A 21,869-nucleotide genomic window follows, 5' to 3' on the forward strand; every position below is an offset into this window, starting at 1 on the left:
CCGGGGGTCACAGCTCGCCGCGGTACCAGGCCTCTGCCTCGGCATCCAGCGCGTCCTCGTCCGGTTTGGGCGGCCTTGCCCGGTCGATCCAGCGGAGCAGGCCTGGCGCGAGCTGGGCGATGTTCTCCGGCCGCACGGTTCCGTGGACGGCGAAGTGCGCGACGATCGGGCCGGCGAGGGGATCGGCCGCGTCGCAGCGGGCGCACAGGAGGACGTCGCTGACGCCCCGGACCTGGTTCCCCGACGCGTTCGTCCAGGTGCGGGGCAGGCGGAGGACGGCGAGGACGCTGTCGGTACGGCAGCGCGGGCAGGCCCAGTCGCGGGTCATGCGCCACCGATCGCGTCCGCGCCGAGCAGCGCCTTGACGTCGCCGTAGAACGCCGGTTCCGGAGCGACCCGGAAGGGCTGGAGGTTCACCAGCACGCTCGCGGCGCCGTGGCGCAGCAGCCGCACGTGTACGGGCGCCCGGCCGGGGTGGGTGGTGAGGATGTGCCGGAACTCCCGGACGAGCCGCAGGTTCAGCCGGGTCTCCTGGATCGAGATCACCACGGCGGGCTCAGTGTCGGCCCGGGAGGCGTCGAGGACGGTGATCTCCTCGCCGTAGACGCTCATCGTCTCGTCGCGTACGTTGATCCGGCCCCGTAGGGAGATCACCCGGTCCTGGGCCAGCGTGTCGCCGTAGAGGATGTAGGTCTTGGGGAAGATCAGGCACTCGACGGCGGCGTCGTGGTCCTCAAGGGTGACGATCGCCCACGGGTTGCCCTGCTTGGTGACCTTGCGTTGCAGACCGGAGACGATGCCGCTGATCCTGGTCACTCCGTCCTGCCGACCGGAGGCCAGCAGGTCGGCGATCGTGGTGTCGCGGTTGGCGTCCAGGACGTGCTCGGCGCCGTCGAGCGGGTGGCTGGAGACGTACAGGCCGAGCATCTCGCGCTCGAAGGCGAGGAGGGTGGCCTTGTCCCACTCGCCCTGCGGGATCGCGATCGAGAAGGCGCCTCGCTGGCTCGGCCCGCCGAACAGCGAGTCCTGGCCGTGGGCCTCGTTCCGTTTGACGTCGACGACCGCGTCGACGGCCTGCTCGTGCACCGCGACCAGGGCCTTGCGGTGATGCCCCAGGCTGTCGAACGCGCCGGCTTTGGACAGTGACTCGATGACGCGTTTGTTGCAGACGGCGGCGGGGACCTTGGCGAGGAAGTCGTTGAAGTCCGCGTACGGGCCCTCGGCCTCGCGGGTGGCGACGACGGCGTCCACGACTCCGGCTCCGATGTTGCGCACCGCGCCCAGGCCGAACCGGATGTCGGAGCCGACGGCGGCGAAGTCCAGCTGACTGGCGTTGACGTCCGGGGGCAGCACCCGGATACCCAGGCGCCGGCAGTCGGACAGGTAGACGGCCATCTTGTCCTTGTCGTCGCCGACCGACGTGAGCAGCGCGGCCAGGTACTCCTGGGGATGGTTGGCCTTCAGGTACGCGGTCCAGTAGGAGACCAGGCCGTACCCGGCGGTGTGCGACTTGTTGAAGCCGTAGCCGCTGAAGGGCACCAGTACGTCCCAGACCGCCTTGATCGCCTCGTCGGAGTAACCGTGTTCGCGCATCCCGGCGGAGAAACGGCCCCACTCGGCGTCCAGGACCTCCTTCTTCTTCTTGCCCATGGCGCGACGCAGCATGTCGGCGGCGCCGAGGGAGTACCCGGCGAGCTGCTGGGCGATGGCCATGACCTGCTCCTGGAAGACGACCAGGTGGTAGGTGTCGCCCAGGATGGGTTCGAGCGCCTCCGCGAGTTCGGGGTGGATCGGTTCGACCGGCTGCTTGCCGGTCTTGCGCAGGGCGTAGTTGGTGTGGGCGTTCATCTCCATCGGTCCGGGCCGGTACAGCGCGTTCACCGCGGCGATGTCGGTGAACGTGGTGGGTTGCATGAGTTTCAGCAGGACCCGCATGCCGCCGCCGTCCAGCTGGAAGACCCCGAGCGTGTCGCCGCGCGCCAGCAGTTCGTACGTCGTGGCGTCGTCGAGCGGAACGTCGAGGATGTCGATGTCGACGCCCTTGTTGGCGCGGACGTTGGCGATCGCGTCGCCGATGACGGTGAGGTTGCGCAGACCGAGGAAGTCCATCTTCAGCAGGCCCATGTCCTCGGCCTGGGTGAAGGGGAAGCCGGTGATGATCGGGCCGTCGGCTTTGGGCCTGGCCAGCGGGATCACGTCGATCAGGGGCTCACTGGAGAGGATCACGCCGGCGGCGTGGATACCGGTGCCCCGGGTGAGGCCCTCGAGGCCGGCCGCGGTGTCGACGACCCGCCGGCTGTCCGGGTCCTGCTCGTACATCTGGCGCAGCTCGGCCGCCTCGCCGTGGCGGGGGTGGCCTTCGTTGTGGATGGCGGCGAGCGGGATCTCCTTGCCGCCGACCGCGGCGGGGAAGGCTTTGGTGATGCGGTCCCCCACGGCATACGGCAGGCCCAGGACGCGGCAGGAGTCCTTGATCGCGGCCTTGGCCTTGATGGTGCTGAAGGTGACGATCTGGCAGACGCGGTCCGCGCCGTATTTACGGGTGACGTAGTCGATCATCTCGTCGCGCCGCCGGTCGTCGAAGTCGAGGTCGACGTCCGGCATGGTGACGCGTTCGGGGTTGAGGAAGCGTTCGAAGATCAGCTTGTGCTCGATCGGGTCGAGCTGGGTGATCCCCGTGCAGTAGGCGACGATCGAGCCGGTGGCCGAGCCGCGCCCCGGGCCCAGGCCGATGCCCTGCTCGCGGGCGTGCCGGCAGATGTCGGCGACCACCAGGAAGTAGCCGGGAAAACCCATGGCGTCGATGACCGACAGTTCGTAGTCGATGCGGTCGAGCACCTCCTGGGACAGCCCGCCGCCGTAGCGGCGGCGCGCCCCCTCGAGGGTCTGCTCGCGCAGCCAGCTCGACTCGCTCTCCCCTTCGGGGACGGGGAAGCGGGGCGTCAAATCCCGATGGGCGAAGACCTCGCCGTAGTCGCCGATCCGCTCGGCGATCAGCAGCGTGTTGTCGCAGGCGCCCGGCACCTCGCCGTCCCACAGCGCGCGCATCTCCTCGGCGGGCTTGATGTAGTAGCCGCTGCCGCCGAACCGGAAGCGGTCGGCGTCGGCGATCCGCTTGCCGGTGCCGACGCACAGCAGCGCGTCGTGCGCCTGGGCCTGGCTCTCGGTGACGTAGTGCGAGTCGTTGGTGGCCAGGGGCGGCAGGCCGAGCTCCTTGCCGAGCCTGAGCAACTCGTCGCGCACCCGGCGCTCGATGGCGAGGCCGTGATCCATCAGCTCCAGGAAGTAGTTGTCCTTCCCGAAGATGTCGCGGTAGCGCGCGGCGGCCTCGACCGCCTTGCCGTACTGGCCGAGCCGCAGCCTGGTCTGCACCTCCCCCGACGGGCAGCCGGTCGTGGCGATGATGCCCCGGCCGTGCTCGGCGAGCAGTTCGTCGTCCATACGCGGATATTTCTGGACATGGCCTTCCAGCCAGGCCCGGGACTGGAGACGGAACAGGTTGCGCAGGCCCTCGGCGTCGGCGGCCCACATCGTCATATGCGTGTAGAGGCCTCGCCCGGAGACGTCCCCGCCTTCGCCTGTCTCGTCGTTCGACCGGCGCAACGCGAGGTTGTCGCTGTAGTACACCGGCTGCCGATGGTGGCGCGAGGCCGGAGCGACATAGCTCTCGATGCCGATGATCGGTTTGATCCCCGCCGTGCGCGCCGCCTGATAGAACTCGTACGCCCCGTGCACGTTGCCGTGGTCGCTCATCGCCACGGCGGGCATCCCCTGCCGGGACACCTCGTCCATCAGCAGGCCGACCTTGGCGGCGCCGTCAAGCATGCTGTACTCGGTGTGCACGTGGAGATGCACGAAGGATCCCACCGAAATCCACGCCTCCTGGTTGTAGGCTCGCCCGCGACCCGAGCGTTCAATCCGAGCATTCGACCCGAGAGCAGGAGCGGTTGTCCAACAATCGACACGCCGATAAGCCCCAACCGTTGGTTGTAGATGAGGCGGGGACGGATCTCGATCTCGGCACCGTCCGCGCGTTCGTCGCCGTCACCGAGGACCGATACTTCGGCGAGGTCGCGGCCCGGCTGGGCATCAGCCAGCAGGCCGTTTCCAAGCGGATCGCGAAGCTTGAGGCCGACCTCGGCGTGAGGTTGCTCGTCCGCTCACGCAACGGAGCCGATCTCACCGAGGACGGCAGGGCTTTCCTCGCGCACGCGCGCGCCCTCGTCGGCATCGCCGACCAGGCACTTGACGCACTGCGGAGCCGGCGCCGCGCGCTCCGGGTGGACGTACTGGACACCCGGCTGTCCTCCGTCGATCTGATCCGGGCGTTCCATCAGACCGTCAAGGACGCGGACATCGAGGTCATCACGTCCAACGGGCTCAGATCCGCGCGCCGCGCGCTCGTTCACGGATCCGTCGACGCCGCCGTCGCCCGCGTCACCGGGCCCCTGGAGGACGACCTCCGCCACGTGCCGGCGTGCCTTGAGCCGCTGCATCTGCTGGTCGGCCGCGACCACCCCCTCGCCGACCGGCGGGCGGTGGAGATGGCGCAACTGTCCGGATCGACCGTGTGGATGCCCGGCAACGTCCCCGGCAGTGAGTGGGCCGAGTTCTACTGCTCCCTGGGGGCCGAGTTCGACATCCGGCTCGACACCTCAGGGCCGGATTTCGGCTGGGAGTACTACGTCGAGGGGATCGGCTCCGGCGAACACATCGGGTTCGTGGGTGAACGGATGCGGGTGCCCTGGCATCCGCGGACTGTTCAGATCCCGATCGTCGACCCCGCGCCGGCGTACCCGTCCTCGCTGGTCTACCACCGGCAGAACCGGCACCCGGCGCTGGCCCCGTTCATCAGCTTCGTCGTGAACAATGTCCCGCCGTTCGACCCGCGACGCCAGTGGCTGCCCGAGCCCGACCGTGCCGCCTTCGCCGCGGCTTCCGCCCCCCGACAGGGCTGACAGCGCACCCGATCAAACGATGATCGAATCGATCAGATCCGCCCGGATGATTCACGGACGCTCGGGAGCACCGAGCAGGCCGCGGTTGTACCCCTCCGCAACCGCGGCCGCACGGTAGTTGACGCCGAGCTTCGCGTAGATGTTGAGCAGGTGTGTCTTGACCGTGGCCTCGGTGATGAACAGCCGGGCGGCGGCCTCCCGGTTGGTGTGGCCGGCCGCGACCAGGCGCAGCACCTCCAGCTCGCGCTGACTCAACGGGCCGGTCGAGGGCGCCGGGGCGCGCAGCCGGCTCATCAGGCGGGCGGCGACCGACGGCGAGAGCGCGACCTCGCCGCGGGCGGCCGAGCGTACGGCGCGCAGCAGCTCGTCCCGCGGCGCGTCCTTGAGCAGGTAGCCGGTGGCGCCGGCCTCGATCGCGGGCAGCACGTGGCTGTCCGTGTCGTAGGTGGTCAGCACCAGCACCCGGGCCGGTACGCCGCGCCGGGTCAGCTCGCCGATCGCGGTGACGCCGTCCATGCCGGCCATCCGCAGGTCCATCAGGATCACGTCCGGCTCGAGCGCCTCGGCCAGCCGGACCGCCTCGGCCCCGTCCGCCGCCTCGCCGACCACGGTGAACTCGGGGTCGCGGGCGAACATGCTGCTCAGCCCGTCCCGTACCACCGGGTGGTCGTCGGCGATGAGCAGCTTGATCGGGTCACTCACGAACGCACCTCCGGCGCCTCGGCGGGCAGGCAGGCCGAGATCCCGGTCCCACCCCCCACCTCCGATTCGATCTGCAAGGTCCCCGACAACGCCGCGATCCGCTGCCGCATCGCCACCAACCCGAAGCCTCCGTCGCCCTCGCCCCGGGCGGTCGGGTCGAAGCCGCGGCCGTCATCGCGGACGTCGAGGGCCACCTGCTGGTCCATGTAGGAAAGCGTGAGACCGACGCGGGTGACGGTGCCGGCATGCTTGGCGACGTTGGCCAAGGCCTCTTGGGCGGTCCGCAACAGGGCGACCTCGGCGTCCGGGCGCATCGTGCGGGTTTCGCCGGTGACGGTGACCTGGGCCGGGATGCTGTGGCGGGCCGACCACTTGGCCGCCACCTCGGTGATGGCGTCGGCCAGGCGGCCGGTCTCCAGTGGCTCCGGGCGCAACTCGTTCACCGAGCGCCGCGCCTCGGTCAGGCTCTCTCGCGCCAGCGCGGTCGCCGCCGCGTGGTGCCGGCGCCACGCGGCCGGGTCGTCGGCCGCGTGCTCGGCCGCCTGCAACTGGGTGACGATGCCGGTCAGGCCCTGGGCCAGCGTGTCGTGGATCTCCCGAGCCATCCGGGCCCGCTCGTCCAGGACGCCGGCCGCGCGGGCCTGCTCGATCAACCGCTCCTGCAGCGTCGTGTTTTCGGCCAGCGCCGCGGCCAGCCGCGCGTTGGCCTCGCGGGCCTCGCGCAGCGCCGCCTCCCGGGAGTTGTAGTACCGCGCGCCGATCTCGCCCATCCAGGCCAGCAGGCACATCGGCGCGATGTTGACGACCAGGACCCCCAGGTACTCGACGCGGCCGACCCAGGAGCCGGTGTCCAGGCCGGCCGACTGTGCCGTGCCGGCCACCACCGCAGCGCCGGCGATGAAGTACAGCTCGCGCGGCCAGCCGATGATCCAGAACGCGTAGACGTACAGCGCCGGCGTGTAGAAGCCGAACCACGGGTCGCGCAGGACCATGACCAGCCCGAACAGGATCAGGCCGGCCAGGAAGACGCCCATCACGCCGATCCGGACGCGCCACTGCGGGCGCAGTGTGAAAAGCACCAGGCTCCACAGCGCGGCCGCCGCGCAGAGCGCGAGGTCGACGGCGAGGGAGCCCGGCCGGTTGTGCTTGAAGGCGATGGTCAGGGCGGCCATGACGGCCAGCAGCACGTACGGGGCCACGGTGACCGCGGGCTGGAACCGCTGGTTCCAGCCCGCCGACCCGGCCATCCGCCAATTCTGCATCGCGCACCTACTCCCGGCGGAACAATCTAGCGGCCGCCACGGTCGTGGTCTTCCCGGCGCCGGTGTGCCCGAGGATGCCGGAGGTCTCCCCCTGCCACGGCGAACGAGACGTCGTCCACGGCCACCGTGCCCCCGTAGCTCTTGTGGAGGTTCTCCTTCTCGATCACCGCACTCACGGCCGGACCGCCGGGCGCCGGTTGATCTGCACGACCACGGGCAGCAGGAGCAGTCCGCAGACACCCTGCTCGAGCTTGAACCAGAACGGGAACATACCAGGCAGCGCGATGATCACCACGATCGCGACCAGCATGATCGCGGTGACGATGCGCAGCCGCAGCACCATCCGGCGGTCGCCGCGAGCCGCCCGGACCGCGAAGAACAGCGTGAGCAGCGAGCCGGCGGCGACGATGGTGCCGCGGACCCAGACCGCTTCGGTGACCATCGTCACGTCGTGCCGAAACACGATCATCGCCACCAGTGTCAGCAGGCTGACCGCGGCGTACCCGCTGATCAGCCAGACCACATTGCGCATGTTCGGTTTGCCTCCGTCTTCTTTGTTCGCCGATGAGTATCAGCGTCGCAACGGAGGCACCCCATGCGGATCGCCCGATCTCCCGAGCGGGCGGTGGAATCGGTCGCTCACTCACGTGGTGGAGCGACTCCACCGATCGGTGGAGTCGGAGGTGTGGAAGCAGGTCACGAACCTCGACGGCGAGCTGCCGCGACAGGCCGTGGGCGTCGGGCGACGGGCCGGAAGAAGACGTGGGCGGGTCCGGGCCTCGCTCGGCCTCGCACACGTTCGCCGCGAGCACGACCGCCGGCGTTCTTGGCGGGGAACCCTCTCCCACCGACGGCACCGGCGTACGCGGGGTGCCGTCGCGTCGTGAGGAGGATGTCCGCCCGGGGTGGGCGATGAAGGGAAAGGGGAACAACCGCGCCTTTCCACTCTCAACGTATAGCGCACCGGGGGGCTTGCGGCAAGACCCCGGTCGTACCGCAGAATCGTCGGCCGAGGCCAGAACCTGGTCGCCGGCCGAGGCCGGAAGCTGCGGAAACGGGGACGCGGAATGCGTGTGTTGTTGTCGACGTATGGGTCGCGCGGGGACGTCGAACCTCTGGTGGGGCTCGCCGTGCGCTTGCGGGAGCTCGGTGCGGAGGTGCGGGTGTGCGCGCCGCCGGACGAGGACTTCGCGCAACGGCTGGCCGGTGTCGGCGTACCGATGGTGCCGGTCGGCCGGTCGGCGCGCGCACTGACGACCGCGCCACCGTCGCCGTCGTCGTCGCCGGCGGACCTGCCCCGGCGCGCGGCCGAGTTGATCGCCGGCCAGTTCGACGCGGTCACCGCGGCGGCCGAGGGATGTGACGCGCTGGTGGCGACCGGGATGATGCCCGCCGCGGCCGGCGCGCTGTCGGTGGCCGAGAAACTGGGCATCCGCTCTGTGTCCGTGACCTTCCAGCAGCTCACCCTGCCGTCGCCGGACCGCCCGCCGCTGGCGTATCCGGGCCGGTCGTTCCCGCCGGAGGTAACCGACAACCGGGCGCTGTGGGACCTGGACGCCCAGAGCATCAACGCGCTGTTCGGTGCGGCGCTCAACACGAACCGGGCATCGAACGGCCTGCCCCCGGTGGAGAGCGTCCGCGACTACGTCATCGGCGGCCGGCCGTGGCTGGCGACGGACCCGATCCTGGACCCGTGGCAGGAGACGCCGGACCTCGACGTCGTCCAGACCGGCGCGTGGATCCTGCCGGACGAGCGCCCGCTCCCGGCCGAGTTGGTGGCGTTCCTGGACGCCGGCACGCCACCGGTGTACGTGGGCTTCGGCAGCATGCCGATGCGCGCGTCGGCGGACGTCGCCGAGGTGGCCGTCGAGGCGATCCGCGCGCAGGGGCGCCGCGTGCTCGTCGGGCGCGGCTGGGCGGAGCTTGCCCTGATCGACGACCGGGACGACTGCTTCGTCGTCGGCGAGGTCAACCATCAGGCACTGTTCGGCCGGGTGGCCGCAGTCGTGCACCACGGCGGCGCGGGCACGACGACGACCGCCGCGCGGGCCGGTGCGCCTCAGGTGGTGATCCCCCAGACGGCGGACCAGCCGTACTGGGCCGGCCGGGTGGCCGAGCTGGGCGTCGGCGCGGCCCACGAGGGTCCGGCTCCGACCGTCGAGTCCCTGTCGGCCGCGCTCAAAGCGGCCCTGGCCCCCGAGACCCGGGCACGCGCGGCCGCCGTGGCCGGCACGCTCCGCGCCGACGGGGCGGCGGTGGCCGCGAAGCTGCTGCTCGACGCGGTCACCGGTGAACGGCCGCCGGTGTCCGCGTGAACCACCCGGGACAGCCGAGCCAGGACCCAGAACGAGAATCTGCGAACCCTGGCGACCTGAACCGGCATCGACCACCGGGTCCAGTCAGGAGGAGCGTTGCTCGTCGTGACCACCCGGTTCGGCACACCGGTTCGGACGCCTTGGAACGCGTGATGGTCGCCAGCGACCTTTGATCGGAGCTAATGACGTGAACCGCGTGACCACCAGCGCGTTCGACCTTCCCGACCGCCTCAACCGCAAGGCCGACCCGACGCTGATCGCCGACGATGAGCGGCACTTCGCGGCCATCGCGGAGAGCCTCGAGCAGTCGACCACCGACCTGTCCGACCGCCTCGATGCCGCGCGCAAGGCGCCCGGCGGCAAAGGCCGGCAGGCGATGGACCGGGACATGGAGATCCACCGGCTGACCGCTCGTCTGCGCACACTGCGTCGCTTCGGTCTGGACCTGTGCCTCGGGCGCATGGTCGGCGCCGATGCCCCCGAGCCCGTGTACGTCGGACGGCTCGGCCTCACGGACAGCACGGGTCGTCGGCTGCTGCTCGACTGGCGCTCCCCCGCGGCCGAGCCGTTCTTCGGAGCCACCCACGCCAACCCGATGGGGCTGGCGAGCCGCCGCAGGTATCGCTGGACCCGCGGCCGGATCGGCGACTACTGGGACGAGGTGTTCACCTCGGACGGGTTCGAAGGGCACGCCGCGCTCGACGACCAGTCCGCCTTCATCGCCAGCCTGGGCAGCCACCGGTCCGCGCGGATGCGCGACGTGCTCGGCACCATCCAGGCTGACCAGGACGCCATCATCCGCGCGGGATCCCGCGGCGCGCTCGTCGTCGACGGCGGTCCTGGCACGGGGAAGACCGTCGTCGCTCTGCACCGCTCCGCCTACCTCCTCTACTCAGACCCCCGCCTCGGTCACCGACGGGGCGGCGTGCTGTTCGTCGGTCCGCACCAGCCCTACCTGGCCTACGTCGCCGACGTCCTCCCCAGCCTCGGGGAGGAGGGCGTGCAGACCTGCACCCTGCGGGATCTCGTCCCCGAGGGAGCCGCGGCCGCGATCGAGGCCGACCCGGACGTGGCCCGCCTGAAATCGTCCGCGGACCTGGTGAAGGCGATCGAGCCGGCCGTCAGGTTCTACGAGAACCCGCCCACCACGGGGATGACGGTCACGACCCCCTGGTCCGACATCCGGCTGAGCGCCGACGACTGGGCCGAGGCGTTCCAAGCGCCAGAACCCGGCACTCCGCACAACGAGGCGCGCGACCAGATCTGGGAGGAACTGCTCACGATCCTGACGGACAAGCACGATGACGACGAAGCACCGGCCGACCTGCTCCGCAGGTCGCTGTTGCGGAACCGGGAGCTGCTCACGACCTTCAACCGCGCGTGGCCGCTGATCGAAGCGGCCGACCTCGTCGGTGACCTGTGGTCGGTGCCCGCCTACCTGCGGCTGTGCGCTCCCTGGCTCGGCCCCGACGACGTTCGGAAGCTACAGCGCGAGGACGCCCAGGCCTGGACGGTGTCCGACCTGCCGCTGCTGGACGCGGCACGGCAGCGGCTCGGCGACCCGGAGGCGTCACGACGCAAGCGCCGGCAGGAAGCCGCTCTCGCCGCCCAACGCGAGCGCATGGCCCAGGTCGTCGACCACCTGATCGAGGCCGATGACGACGGCGAAGGCCTCGTGACGCAGCTGCGCCGAGAGGACCTCCAGCGAAATCTGGTCGACGAGTCCGAGCTGCCCACCCTCACCCCGGACCTGCTCGCCGGTCCGTTCGCGCACATCGTCGTGGACGAGGCTCAGGAGCTCACCGACGCGGAGTGGCAGATGCTGCTGCTCCGCTGCCCGTCCCGGAGTTTCACCATCGTCGGGGACCGTGCCCAGGCCAGGCACGGGTTCACCGAGTCGTGGCAGGAGCGGCTCGAGCGGGTCGGGCTGGACCGGATCGGCCTGGCCTCCCTGAGCGTCAACTATCGGACGCCGGAAGAGGTCATGGCGGAGGCCGAGCCGGTCATCCGGGCCGCGCTCCCGGACGCCAACGTGCCGACGTCCATCCGCAGCAGTGGCGTCCCCGTCGTCCACGGGTCCGCCTCGGAGCTGAGCTCGATCCTCGACGCCTGGATCGCCGAACATGCCGATGGGATCGCCTGTGTCATCGGCGACCCCACGTTCCGGGAGACGTCCCGTGTCCGGTCGCTGACCCCGGAGCTGTCGAAGGGGCTCGAGTTCGACCTGGTCGTCCTCATCGACCCGGAGAAGTTCGGCGAGGGCATCGAAGGAGCGGTCGACCGCTATGTCGCGATGACCCGAGCGACCCAGCGACTCGTCATCCTCACGAGCTCCTGACGTCGGCCGGACGGACGAACACCCGCTCCTGGCGGCCGACACGCCACCCGGTGGAGGTCATTGACCAGCATGGATATCGATATCGATATATAAGTTTGAGCAATATCAATATTGGACATGCTTGCACCGTTTCTGATCTTCTTGTCGGCATGGCACAACATCTACTGCTGCGGCTGGGCGTCGCGACACTGACCGCTTCCGCGCTGCTGGGCGGCACCGCCTCTACGGCGGGTGCCGCCACCGGCGCCCCCGCGCGGACAGGGAGCAGCGCCCCCTCCAGGGACCTGGACAAGACGCTGCAGGAACTCGAGCAGTCCTACAACGGGCGTATCGGCGCGGTGGGCATCGACCTGGGGACCGGCAAGACGGTCGGCTACCGGGCCGACGAGCGCTTCCCGTTCAACTCCATGTTCAAGGTGTTCGCGTGCGCGGCAGTGCTGCACAAAGCACGCACCAGCGCCCCCGGGCTGATGGACAAGGTGGTTCGCTGGAAGCCTGCCGACATGGCCGAGCTGACCGGGAACTCCCCCGAGACCACCGAATACACCGACACCGGCATGACACCTGCGCAGCTGTGCCGCGCCGGGATCACCAAATCCGACGGCTTCGCGGGCAACACTCTGCTGAAGCAGATCGGCGGGCCGGGCGGGCTGACCGAGTTCTTCCGTGCCACCGGTGACCGGACGAGCCGCCTGGACCGACCGGAGCCCACGCTGACCCAGTGGAAGCCCGGTGAAGAGCGCGACACCAGCACCCCCGCGGCGGCCGCACAGACCTTCACCAAGCTCGCCACCGGCAAGACCCTCCACCCCCGCGACCGAGAGCGGTTGGTCGGGTGGCTGAGGGCCAACCTCACCGGCGACAACCGGATCCGGGCGGGGCTCCCCAAGGACTGGACGATCGGTGACAAGACCGGAACCGGCGGCGCGAGCAACTACGGCACCGCCAACGACCTGGCGATCGTCTGGACGCCCGGTTCGAACGCGCCGATCATCCTGTCGGTGTTCACCAACCGCAACGTCAGCAACACTCCGAACGATGACACGGTGATCGCCTCCACCGCGACCGCGCTGGCCAAGGCCCTCGGCAGGCTGTGAGCGACCATCGGATCTGACGCGTCCACCGTCGCCGGCGCGGCCGGCGCGCGGTCAGAACCGGTAGCGGAGAATGCGCGCGCCTTGCCGGGACAAGGCTGTACTGCGGGCGGTGAGACGGGTCAGCGCCCGAAGCGGTTGTGGGAACCGGGCTACTTCCGGTGCGCGGGTGAGGATCTGCTCCTCGACCAGTTCGAGGCCCGCGCCCCAGGATTCCGGTTCGTGCGGGTCGTCGAAGCCCTGGGCGGCTTTGATGCCGAGCGCCTTGATGCTCGGGTGGTACTTCATGGCCCAGGCGGCGAAGCGGGTATAGCCGTTGAGCGCGAGTTCGCCCGTGGGGAAATGGCCGGTCAGCTCGCGGGTCATCGTCTGGAAGGAGTCGCCGGGCATGAAGGGGAACAGCCCCTCGGCGACGATCATCGTGGGCCGGTCGCCGGGGACGGCGGCAAGCCAGTCGGATGTGGTGAGGTCGGCCGCGACCAGGTGGGACCGGCCGGGCAGGCTTTCGGATCGCAGGTTAACCACATCGGGGAAGTCGATGTCGTACCAGTCGACGCTCGGCGGAGGATCACAACGGAACATCCGGGTGTCCAGGCCGCAGCCCAGGTCGAGCACCACGCATCCGGGGTGGGCGGCGATGTAGGCGCGGACGACGTCGTCGAGCTTCTTGGCGCGCAGTGCGGTGGTGGCGACGAGGTTGGGCTTGACCTTCAGCTTGCCGAAGTCGTAGTCGATGGTGTCGGCCAGGTCGGCGGAGAGCGTGTCGCCGAGGATCGGGGCGGGCAGCCTGGCGTCCAGGGCTCTGGCGTGGAGAGTGAGCAGCAGCGTTTCCTGGATCAGCCCGAGTTTGGGTTGCCGGCGGTGCATGGAGGTTCCTTAACGGCGTAGCGGATGGCGGGCTGCGAGGTTCTGCAGCCACGTCAGGGAGTCGTGGGCGGCCTTGATGCGCTCGGCGCGGTGGCCCTGGCCGCCCGCGATGTCGAGCCCTTCGTCGGCGATCTCGCCGAACGCGCTCAGGCTTTCGAGCTTGCGCTGGATGACCTTCTGCCAGGCGTCGTCTTCGATGCGGTAGTAGGAGGTGCGATCACCGGGCCTTCTCACCTTTTTGACCAGGTCGATGGCGGTGAGGAAGCGCATGTTCGAGGTGAGCGAGGCGCGGCTGGCCTGGATCACCTCCGCGATCTGGCCGGCGGACTGCTCGGCCGGGTCGCAGATCATGAGCCACCCGAGGATGCGTCCGGTGATGGGCGGCAGCCCCCACTCCTCGACGCAGAAGGCGGCCACCCGCTCCACCCATCGAAGCAGGCGGTCCCGCTGTTCCTCGCTGCCCATCGTCGTATCCTCCGTTGTTGATCGTGTGCCGGATCACTGTGTCATGGCGGCTACCGAATCGCAGGTGGGTGTCGGGGTGACGTCCGCGAGCCGGGTCTGGCGCAGGTACAGATCACCCGCGCAGCGGGTGCCGAGGCTGCTGAAGGTCACATGTTCCATGGCTCGCCCTCGTGTGAGGTTGCTAGTTATTTCAATCATGACTGAAATTACTAGCACTAGCAACACCGGGGTCGCGTCTGTGGAAGGGGTTGCGGGCATCGCCGGGCATCTCGGCATATCGGCACTGGCGGACGCGGCCCGCGCGCTCCGTTGGATGGACGCGAACATCCGTGCGGACATGCTGAAAGAGATGCCCGACCTGCTCGCCCGGGTCACAGAGCTCGACCTGGTGCCGCCGCTGACCCGCACGCTGCGGGCGGGCATCCTCGACGAGCTGGGCTGGGCCGCCCTCGACGAGGCCGCCGCCGAGCTCTCGGGCGAGAACTTCTGATGCCGGGCGAGCTGGCCCGTCCTGACCGTCCACGACCGCGAGAAGGCCATCGCGATCGGGCCCGACGGCCGCATCGCGGAGCGTCGGCTGCGGGTGCCGGGCGAAGCCGCCCGATTCAGCTACCGTCCCGCAGGTCTTCTCGACATCCACGCCGTGCCCGAAGGCTGGGCCACGCCCGAGCGGCTGCACCGGTCGCCATGCCCGACGATCCGGCCGAGCTGTGGGACCAGGCCGCGATGGCGGAGCGGCTGGCGGCGGCCTGGAAGGAAGCGGGGCCCGGCCCTGACCCCTCGGACCGTGTGCGTCAGGAACCGCTGTGTGGCCGGGCGTTCCCGCCGCAGACGTTGACGGCCACGCGGTACAGGCCGTCGTCCTGGGCGATGTCCAGGAGCGCGGTGGCCACGTCCGCCCGGGTCAGCGCACGCGGTTTGGCCAGCAGGCCGCGGTTGACCAGCACGGAGCCGGTGGCGGGCCGGTCGGTGAGCCTGGTCAGCCGGGAGACGGTCCAGTCCAGGCCGCTCGCGGCGACGGCCTGTTCCAGGTCGCGGGCGTCGGCGTACTGGGTGGCCAGCAGGCGGCGCAGCAGCCCCATCAGCAGGTACGGCCGCCGGGCGACGATCGGGTACGGCGTGGTGACGACCAGGCGCCGTGCCCCGGTCTCGGCCATGGCCTGAATGACGGTGCGGGTCGCCTGGGCCGCCCGGTGCGGGTCGTGGCTGTCACCGCCGTTGATGATGGAGATCACCACGTCGGCGTCCGCGACGGCGGCGCGCATCTTGTCGGGGTCGCGGCCGTCGCCCTCGACGACGGTGTGCGGTTCCACGTTCTCGGGCAGCGCGGCGGCGTTCCTGGTGCACGCGGTGACGCGGTGGCCGCGGCGCAGCGCCTCAGCCAGGACATGGCGGCCGGTGCGTCCCGTGGAGCCGATGAGGGTGACATTCACGCGCTCGCCGTCCGGGTGATCGAGTCGACCCGGAGGACCCGCCCGTCCGCGGCGAACTGGGCGAACAGGTAGGCCTCGATCTGCAGGGCCTGGCCCTTCCTGGTCAGAACGGTCATGGTGTACCGGGCGGCGGCCCGATCGCCGTCGAGCAGCGTTTCGTGCACCTGGATTTCCAGTTCGCGGGCGTTCTTGCGCGCCGGACCGGTGTGGTCGATCAGCCGTTGGCGGTCGAGGGCGATCCCGTCGTTGCGGTACTCGATCTCAGGCGCGTAGTAGCGGTCGACGATCGCGGCCGGATCCTCCGAGCTGAAGGCCAGTTCATGCGGCAGGCGGGTCAGGAAGGCGTGGAGGTCAGGCATCAGACGACCTCGAAAGTGCTCATCATGGCCATGTCCTCGTGTTCGAGATTGTGGCAGTGCAGGACGTACCGGCCCCGGTAGCCGGTGAAACGGGTGATGATCTCCACGGTCTGCGCCTCCCGCAACTCGACGGTGTCCTTCCACTCGGGCGGTCCGCTGGGGCGATCGCCGCCGACCGACAGCACCTGGAAGGGCGCCAGGTGCAGGTGCACGGGGTGGGCGACGTCGCTGGTCAGCCGCCAGATCTCGATGTCACCGAGCTTCGGCCGGGCGTCGACGCGACGCACGTCGAAGGGCATGCCGTTGATCAGCCAGCCGGTGTGACCGTGCATGTTGCCGCTGTTGAACTCGAAGTCCCGGGTCACCGCGGCCCGGTCCGGGTCGAGGCGCTCAACGCGCGACAGCGTCGCCGGCACGGCCGAGTCGTCCCGGGCGTCGCGCTCGACGGTGAAGCGCATCACGCGGGCCTGGGGCCCTTCATCCGCGAGGTTGCGCAGCTCGACGTGGTCGCCCACCCGGTAGGCGGCGAAGTCGACCACCGCCTCCACGCGCTCGCCCGGTGCCAGCCGTATCCGATCGACGGTCTGGGGCGCGGCCAGCAGCCCGCCGTCCCCGGCGATCCGCACCAGCTTGCCACCGGGCGACAGGGCCAGCTCGTACGTGCGCGCGTTGGAGCCGTTGAGGAACCGCAGCCGGTAGCGGGCGCGGTCCACCCCGAGCTGTGGCCAGGGCGCTCCGTTGACCAGGATGACGTCGCCGAACACGCCGCCCATGAACGCCTCCCGGGCGCCGGGCCCGTCCTGCCGGGCCGGGTACGGCATGGTGCCGTCAGGGGCGAAGGAGCGGTCGCAGATCATCAGCGGCACGTCCCGCTCGCCCGACGGGAGCGGCAGCGCCTTCTCCTCGTCGTCGTCGATCAGGAAGAACCCGGCCAGCCCGCGCCATACCTGCGGCCCCGTGTAGTCCATGCGGTGATCGTGATACCACAGCGTGGCCGCCCGCTGCTCCAACGGAAAGACGTAGTCGCGGTGGGCGCCCGGCTGGACCAGGTCGGTCGGATAGCCGTCGGATTCCGGCGGGGTGTGGCCGCCGTGCAGGTGGGTCACGGTCGGCGCGCCCAGGTTGTTGGCGACGCGGACGACGGTCCGGCGGCCGCTGCGCGCCCGGATGGTGGGGCCGGGGAACTGCCCGTCGTACCCCCAGATCGGGGTGCGCAGGCCGGGCAGGATCTCCACCTCCGCCGTCCGCTGGACGAGCTCGTAGTAATCGGTGGTCGTGTCCGTCTTGTGCGGCTTGGCCACCGTGGGCAGTGGGAGCGGCACCGTGTACGGCGTGGGCAGCGGCGCGCTGCTCGCCAGGAGCCGGGGCAGCGGGGTGCGGCCCAGCAGCGAGCAGCCCGAGACGCTCAGCGCCGCGCCCACGCCGAGCAGCCGCAGCGCCTGCCGTCTGGTCACCGTCATGCCGACGCCGTCTTGGCACGGCCGACGGACCAGACCTGGTTGAGCCGGACCATGCTCACCCCGAACATCAGTACGCCGAGCGGGACGTGGAAGGCCTTCATGTGGGCCATGCCCAGGGCTACCTGGACCAGGGTCATCGCCAGCATGCCGACGGCGGGCAGGATGGTGCTCCGCTGCCGCGTCAGCAGCGCGGCGACCAGGTGCAGCAGCACGGTGACCACCACGCCGATGGCCGTGGCGCTGTGCGCCGTCCGGCCGCCGGGTGTGGACAGCAGCAGCCCCGCGGTGACGGCCTGGACCAGCACGGCGACGGTCTGCGCGAGGAGCGCGATACGCAGGAACATGGTTTTCCTTACGGGTAGGGGGTTGGCGACGGAGGCGATCGTGACGATCCGCACGAAAGCGGTCAGCGCTCTCAGGGGGCGCGGGGTGTCCTGACGGGGGTTCTCATAGCTCGAAATCGTCGTCGAGCCGCCGCTCGTGGGCGTCCCACACCGGGAGTGACTGCCGCTACCACGCCGGGGGTGATCTGCCGCGCCCATATACGCCGTGGGGAGTATCCCGGAGATACCACACCGCATGGATGAAGAGATTTCCGCTTCGCCCGTATGGTGCGGAGGTGCGGTTTGATCTGAAAGGGCACGCGACCGTGCCCGACGCCGTCCTCGGGCTGGTTCTGGCGGTCGTGTTCAGTGCCGGCGCCGCGACGGTGCCCGGCATCGGCCCATTAAGTTACGCGGCCATCGCTGTCGGATGTCTCGCGCTTGCCGTACGCCGCCGGGCGCCGACCCTGGTGCTGCTCGTCACCACGACGTGCATGCTCGCCTACACGGGCGGCGCCGACCCCGCTCAGGCGGCCGCTTTCCCCGTCATGATCGCCGTCTACACCGCCGTCAGGCACGGGCGCCGGCACGCCGCAGTGATCTCCGCGATCGCCGGCCTCGTGTTCCTCGCCGGCTCGCTGACGGCCGCGCTGACCGCCGGCGCGGCGCAGCCCGCCCAGGCGCTGGTGGAACGGACGATCCTGTTGATGGGCTGGTTCCTGGCCGCCGGCGTGAGCGGCACCGTGAGCCGGCACCGGCAGGCCTACCTGGAGCAGGCCGAACAGCGGGCCGCCGAGGCCGAGCGCACCCGGGAGGCGACCGCGCTGCGCCGTGCCGGGGAGGAGCGGCTGCGCATCGCCCGCGAGCTGCACGACTCGCTCACCCACAGCATCTCGGTCATCAAGGTGCAGGCCGGTGTGGCCGTCCACCTCGCGCGCAAACGCGGCGAGGATGTACCCGAAGCGCTGCTGGCCATCCAGGAGGCCAGCGCCGATGCCATGCGGGAGCTGCGTGCCACCCTGGAGGTGCTGCGCGACGCCGACGATTCGGCGGGCAGCGGCCTGGATCGCGTGGACGACCTGGTCGCCCGGGTCGGCGCGGCGGGGCTGCCCACCACGGTGACGGTCACCGGCCCGGCCCGCGCGCTGCCCGCCCACGTGGAGCGCGCCGCGTACCGCATCATCCAGGAGGCGCTGACCAACGCCTCCCGTCACGCCGGCCCCGCCACCGCCACGGTGACCCTCGCCTACGGCACGCGGGAGCTGACGGTTCAGATCGACGACGACGGCCTGGCCTCGCCGTCCGATCCGCCCACCCCCGGCAACGGCCTGACCGGCATGCGCGAGCGCGTCACCGCGCTCGGCGGCAGCCTGCACGCCCACCCTCGCCCGCATGGCGGGTTCACCGTTCGCGCCGACCTCCCCACCGAGGACCTCTCGTGATCCGCATCCTCCTGGTCGACGACCAGCCCCTCATCCGCGCCGGCTTCCGCGCACTGCTGGAGGCCGAAGACGGCTTCGAGGTGGTCGGCGAGGCGGCAGACGGAGCGTCGGGACTGGCCCTGATCCGCGAACGGCTGCCCGACGTCGCCCTCATCGACGTGCAGATGCCCGGCATGAACGGCATCGAGGCGACCGGGCGGATCGCCGCCGACCCGAGCCTGTCCGGCGTCCACGTGATCATCCTGACCAACTACGGGATGGACGAGTACGTCTACGAGGCGTTGCGCGCCGGCGCCACCGGGTTCCTGGTGAAGGACACCGAGCCGGCCGACCTCCTGCACGGGATCCGGGTGGCCGCCCGCGGGGAGGCGCTGCTGTCGCCGGCCATCACCCGCCGCCTCATCGCCGAGTTCGTCGTTCGCCGTCCGCAGCCGGCTCCGTCGGGGGCGAGCCTGCTCACCGAGCGCGAGCGCGAGGTGACCGCGCTGGCCGCGCACGGGATGTCCAACGACGAGATCGCCGCCCATCTGGTGATCAGCCCGTCCACGGCCAAGACCCACGTCAGCCGCGCCATGACCAAGCTGCACGCTCGCGACCGCGCCCAGCTCGTCGTCTTCGCCTACCAGTCCGGTCTGGTCAGCGCGGACGACGCACCTCCCAGGAGGAGCTGACCCCCGTCGACGGCGGGCTCGGTACGGCGGGAGCTGCGGGCGGGGAGCATGCGACGCCTGTGACTAGGCTGAGTTCATGCCGTCGACCCGCCGTACCGCCCGACAGTCCGACCTGCTTGAGCGCCTGGTCGCGCTGCTCACCGCGGAGGGGTTCGCGTCGTTCACCCTGGACGACCTGGCCGAGCGGCTCCGCTGCTCGAAGACGACGCTGTACCAGCTCGCCGGGAGCAAGCAGGACCTGGTCAAGGAGGCGGTCAAGCACTACTTCCGCGGCGCGGCCGAGGAGATCGAGAAGCGGGTGGCGGCGACCACCGCCCCCGCGGACCGGGTGCTGGTCTACCTGGAGACCGTCGCCGAGCAGCTGCGCCCGCTGTCGCGGCGGTTCCTCGACGACATGGCGGACTTCCGGCCCGCCCGCGAAGTGTACGAGGCCAACACCCGGCTGGCCGCCGACCGGGTCAGGCAACTGATCGCCGAAGGCGTCGCGGCCGGGGCCTTCCGGGAGGTGCACGCCGCGTTCGTCGGCGAGGTCGCGGCCGCCACGATGCGGCAGATCCAGCAGGGCGAGGTGGGGGCGCGCACCGGGCTGAGCGACTCCGAGGCCTACGCGCAACTGGCGTCGCTGATCGTGTACGCCGTCTCCTCCTGAGCCAGTCCGCTTATATTGGCATCTGTCCCTTTGTCTCCGCTCTTGGCGGGCGGTGAGCGTACTGTTATTGATACTGTCGTACTCTCATCAGTATCGTTCTTGTGGAGGCTCCGATGCCCGCCACCCGTACCCTTCCGACCCGCGAAGCCGCCGATCTGATCGATCTGACTCGCGCGCTCGCGAGCAAGGAGCTCGCCCCCCGCGCGGCCGAGGCGGAGAGCGAGGAGCGGTTCCCCCGGGACGTCTTCCTCACGCTGGGTCGCGCCGGACTGCTCGGACTGCCCTACCCCGAGGAGTACGGCGGGGGCGCCCAGCCGTACGAGGTCTACCTCCAGGTTCTCGAGGAGATCGCGACCGTCTGGTCGAGCGTCGCGGTCGGCGTCTCGGTGCACGCGCTCTCCTGCTACGGCCTGGCCGCCTACGGAACCGAGGAGCAGCGGCGGGAGTGGCTTCCCGACATGCTCGGCGGCGAACTGCTGGGCGCGTACTGCCTGTCCGAGCCGCACGCCGGCTCCGACCCGGCGGCGATGCGCACCCGCGCCGTCCGGGACGGCGACCACTACGTGCTCAACGGCGCAAAGGCGTGGACCACGCACGGCGGGCACGCGGACTTCTACACCGTGATGGCGCGCACCTCGGACCACCGCACGCGGGGCATCTCGTGCTTCCTCATCCCGGCGGACACGCCCGGCCTGACCGCCGCCCCGCCCGAGCGGAAAATGGGCCTGACCGGCTCGACCACCGCCACCATGCACCTGGAGGACGTCCGCGTCCCCGTGCACCGCAGGATCGGCGAGGAGGGTCAGGGCCTGGCGATCGCGCTCTCCTCGCTGGACTCGGGCCGGCTCGGCATCGCCGCCGTCGCCACCGGGCTGGCGCAGGGCGCCCTGGACCACGCCGTGCGCTACGCCCAGGAGCGCGAGACCTTCGGAAAGCCGATCATCGAACACCAGGGGCTGGCGTTCGTGCTGGCCGACATGGCGGCGGCGGTCGAGTCCGCCCGCGCCACCACCCTGGCCGCCGCCCGGCTGAGGGACCACGGGCTGCCGTTCACCGCCGAGGCCTCCGTCGCCAAGCTCGTCGCGACCGACAACGCGATGAAGGTGACCACCGACGCCGTGCAGGTGCTCGGGGGCTACGGCTACACGCGTGACTTCCCCGTCGAGCGGTACATGCGCGAGGCCAAGGTGATGCAGATCTTCGAGGGCACCAACCAGATCCAGCGCATGGTCATCAGCCGGACGCTCACTCGCCCCGGGAGGGGTGGCATCACCGTGGTCGGCGAGTAGCCCAACGGGTTCCCCGTCACCGACGACCCGCTCGCCCACCTGTCCCCGCTCCAGTACGACCACATCATCTTCCTGGGCCGCCACGCCTTCACCCGGCCGCCGGCACCGGACCCGCGGCAGCTGCGTGACCCGCACAGCGACGTCGAGACGGACGACAGCGAGGACGGGTAGCCGCGGTTCGTACAGCCGAAAGGGGCGTCCGAAGCTATGGCTTCGGACGCCCCTTTCGGCTGACCGGAGTC

Annotated in this window: 21 protein-coding genes; 9 read left to right on the top strand and 12 right to left on the bottom strand. The window is 70.5% G+C overall.

The annotated features are described in order from the left end of the window. Window positions 1–7 precede the first annotated feature (7 nt). Together ACQP1V_RS22200 and dnaE are read right to left on the bottom strand one after the other, a co-directional pair. Window positions 8–328 (bottom strand): DUF6300 family protein, encoded by a 321-nt coding sequence (locus ACQP1V_RS22200; RefSeq protein WP_433411296.1) that lies wholly within the window; start codon window positions 326–328, stop codon window positions 8–10. Beyond that, window positions 325–3,855, bottom strand: coding sequence for a DNA polymerase III subunit alpha (dnaE, locus tag ACQP1V_RS22205; RefSeq protein WP_433411298.1), 3,531 nt, complete (start codon window positions 3,853–3,855; stop codon window positions 325–327). The genes ACQP1V_RS22200 and dnaE overlap by 4 nt, the downstream gene beginning before the upstream one ends. 128 nt (window positions 3,856–3,983) lie before the next feature. Between dnaE and ACQP1V_RS22210 the strand changes: the two genes are divergently transcribed. After that, a complete protein-coding gene (locus ACQP1V_RS22210; RefSeq protein WP_433411300.1) occupies window positions 3,984–4,958 on the top strand; it encodes a LysR family transcriptional regulator in 975 nt (324 codons plus the stop codon). 51 nt (window positions 4,959–5,009) lie between these two features. On the opposite strand, the gene ACQP1V_RS22215 is transcribed toward ACQP1V_RS22210, so the two are convergent. The 4 genes from ACQP1V_RS22215 to ACQP1V_RS22230 are packed head-to-tail and all read right to left on the bottom strand — an operon-like array spanning window position 5,010 to window position 7,454. After that, entirely contained in the window at window positions 5,010–5,660 is a 651-nt protein-coding gene (locus ACQP1V_RS22215) for a response regulator (RefSeq protein WP_433411302.1), read from the bottom strand. Next, complete coding sequence (locus ACQP1V_RS22220; protein WP_433411304.1) at window positions 5,657–6,922, bottom strand: sensor histidine kinase; 1,266 nt, start codon at window positions 6,920–6,922, stop codon at window positions 5,657–5,659. Before ACQP1V_RS22220 ends, ACQP1V_RS22215 begins: the two co-directional genes overlap by 4 nt. Before the next feature lie 26 nt (window positions 6,923–6,948). Continuing rightward, window positions 6,949–7,098 carry a hypothetical protein gene (locus ACQP1V_RS22225; protein WP_433411306.1) on the bottom strand — a complete coding sequence of 50 codons (150 nt, stop codon included), beginning with the start codon at window positions 7,096–7,098 and terminating at the stop codon, window positions 6,949–6,951. Continuing rightward, entirely contained in the window at window positions 7,095–7,454 is a 360-nt protein-coding gene (locus tag ACQP1V_RS22230) for a hypothetical protein (RefSeq protein ID WP_433411308.1), read from the bottom strand. The genes ACQP1V_RS22225 and ACQP1V_RS22230 overlap by 4 nt, the downstream gene beginning before the upstream one ends. 535 nt (window positions 7,455–7,989) lie before the next feature. Here ACQP1V_RS22230 and ACQP1V_RS22235 point away from each other — a divergent pair. The 3 genes from ACQP1V_RS22235 (at window position 7,990) to bla (ending at window position 12,672) form a co-directional block, all read left to right on the top strand. Then, the gene (locus tag ACQP1V_RS22235; RefSeq protein ID WP_433411310.1) at window positions 7,990–9,237 is read left to right on the top strand and encodes a glycosyltransferase; all 1,248 of its coding nucleotides are present in this window, start codon (window positions 7,990–7,992) and stop codon (window positions 9,235–9,237) included. A 187-nt stretch (window positions 9,238–9,424) separates the two neighbouring features. Beyond that, window positions 9,425–11,575, top strand: a complete 2,151-nt coding sequence (gene helR / locus ACQP1V_RS22240; RefSeq protein WP_433411312.1) for an RNA polymerase recycling motor ATPase HelR — start codon at window positions 9,425–9,427, stop codon at window positions 11,573–11,575. 149 nt (window positions 11,576–11,724) lie between these two features. Next, window positions 11,725–12,672 carry a class A beta-lactamase gene (gene bla, locus ACQP1V_RS22245; RefSeq protein ID WP_433411314.1) on the top strand — a complete coding sequence of 316 codons (948 nt, stop codon included), beginning with the start codon at window positions 11,725–11,727 and terminating at the stop codon, window positions 12,670–12,672. Between the two features lie 51 nt (window positions 12,673–12,723). On the opposite strand, the gene ACQP1V_RS22250 is transcribed toward bla, so the two are convergent. Further along, a complete protein-coding gene (locus tag ACQP1V_RS22250; RefSeq protein ID WP_433411316.1) occupies window positions 12,724–13,536 on the bottom strand; it encodes a class I SAM-dependent methyltransferase in 813 nt (270 codons plus the stop codon). A 9-nt stretch (window positions 13,537–13,545) separates the two neighbouring features. Further along, window positions 13,546–14,001, bottom strand: coding sequence for a GbsR/MarR family transcriptional regulator (locus ACQP1V_RS22255; protein ID WP_433411319.1), 456 nt, complete (start codon window positions 13,999–14,001; stop codon window positions 13,546–13,548). A 238-nt stretch (window positions 14,002–14,239) separates the two neighbouring features. On the opposite strand from ACQP1V_RS22255, the gene ACQP1V_RS22260 reads away from it, so the two are divergent. Further along, window positions 14,240–14,491: a hypothetical protein gene (locus ACQP1V_RS22260; protein WP_433411321.1), complete on the top strand. Its 252-nt coding sequence runs from the start codon at window positions 14,240–14,242 to the stop codon at window positions 14,489–14,491. Between the two features lie 304 nt (window positions 14,492–14,795). Here the strand turns inward: ACQP1V_RS22260 and ACQP1V_RS22265 are convergent, their stop codons facing one another. Genes ACQP1V_RS22265 through ACQP1V_RS22280 form a run of 4 tightly spaced genes read right to left on the bottom strand, consistent with a single transcriptional unit; the run spans window position 14,796 to window position 17,597 of the window. Beyond that, window positions 14,796–15,434 (bottom strand): NAD(P)-dependent oxidoreductase, encoded by a 639-nt coding sequence (locus ACQP1V_RS22265; protein ID WP_433411323.1) that lies wholly within the window; start codon window positions 15,432–15,434, stop codon window positions 14,796–14,798. Further along, a complete protein-coding gene (locus ACQP1V_RS22270; protein ID WP_433411325.1) occupies window positions 15,431–15,793 on the bottom strand; it encodes a nuclear transport factor 2 family protein in 363 nt (120 codons plus the stop codon). Before ACQP1V_RS22270 ends, ACQP1V_RS22265 begins: the two co-directional genes overlap by 4 nt. Continuing rightward, window positions 15,793–17,253 carry a multicopper oxidase family protein gene (locus tag ACQP1V_RS22275; RefSeq protein ID WP_433411327.1) on the bottom strand — a complete coding sequence of 487 codons (1,461 nt, stop codon included), beginning with the start codon at window positions 17,251–17,253 and terminating at the stop codon, window positions 15,793–15,795. The genes ACQP1V_RS22270 and ACQP1V_RS22275 overlap by 1 nt, the downstream gene beginning before the upstream one ends. Beyond that, window positions 17,250–17,597, bottom strand: a complete 348-nt coding sequence (locus ACQP1V_RS22280; protein WP_433411329.1) for a hypothetical protein — start codon at window positions 17,595–17,597, stop codon at window positions 17,250–17,252. Before ACQP1V_RS22280 ends, ACQP1V_RS22275 begins: the two co-directional genes overlap by 4 nt. 275 nt (window positions 17,598–17,872) lie before the next feature. Here ACQP1V_RS22280 and ACQP1V_RS22285 point away from each other — a divergent pair, with 275 nt between their 5' ends. From ACQP1V_RS22285 to ACQP1V_RS22300, 4 genes are all read left to right on the top strand, one after another. Next, window positions 17,873–19,018: a sensor histidine kinase gene (locus ACQP1V_RS22285; RefSeq protein WP_433411331.1), complete on the top strand. Its 1,146-nt coding sequence runs from the start codon at window positions 17,873–17,875 to the stop codon at window positions 19,016–19,018. Next, window positions 19,015–19,689, top strand: coding sequence for a response regulator (locus ACQP1V_RS22290; RefSeq protein ID WP_387417173.1), 675 nt, complete (start codon window positions 19,015–19,017; stop codon window positions 19,687–19,689). The genes ACQP1V_RS22285 and ACQP1V_RS22290 overlap by 4 nt, the downstream gene beginning before the upstream one ends. A 76-nt stretch (window positions 19,690–19,765) precedes the next feature. Then, window positions 19,766–20,338, top strand: coding sequence for a TetR/AcrR family transcriptional regulator (locus tag ACQP1V_RS22295; RefSeq protein WP_432860514.1), 573 nt, complete (start codon window positions 19,766–19,768; stop codon window positions 20,336–20,338). A 113-nt stretch (window positions 20,339–20,451) separates the two neighbouring features. Beyond that, the gene (locus ACQP1V_RS22300) at window positions 20,452–21,627 is read left to right on the top strand and encodes an acyl-CoA dehydrogenase family protein (RefSeq protein WP_067139345.1); all 1,176 of its coding nucleotides are present in this window, start codon (window positions 20,452–20,454) and stop codon (window positions 21,625–21,627) included. Window positions 21,628–21,869 lie beyond the last annotated feature (242 nt).

The organism is Microtetraspora malaysiensis (assembly GCF_050947145.1).
Classification (GTDB): Bacteria; Actinomycetota; Actinomycetes; order Streptosporangiales; family Streptosporangiaceae; genus Microtetraspora_A; species Microtetraspora_A malaysiensis.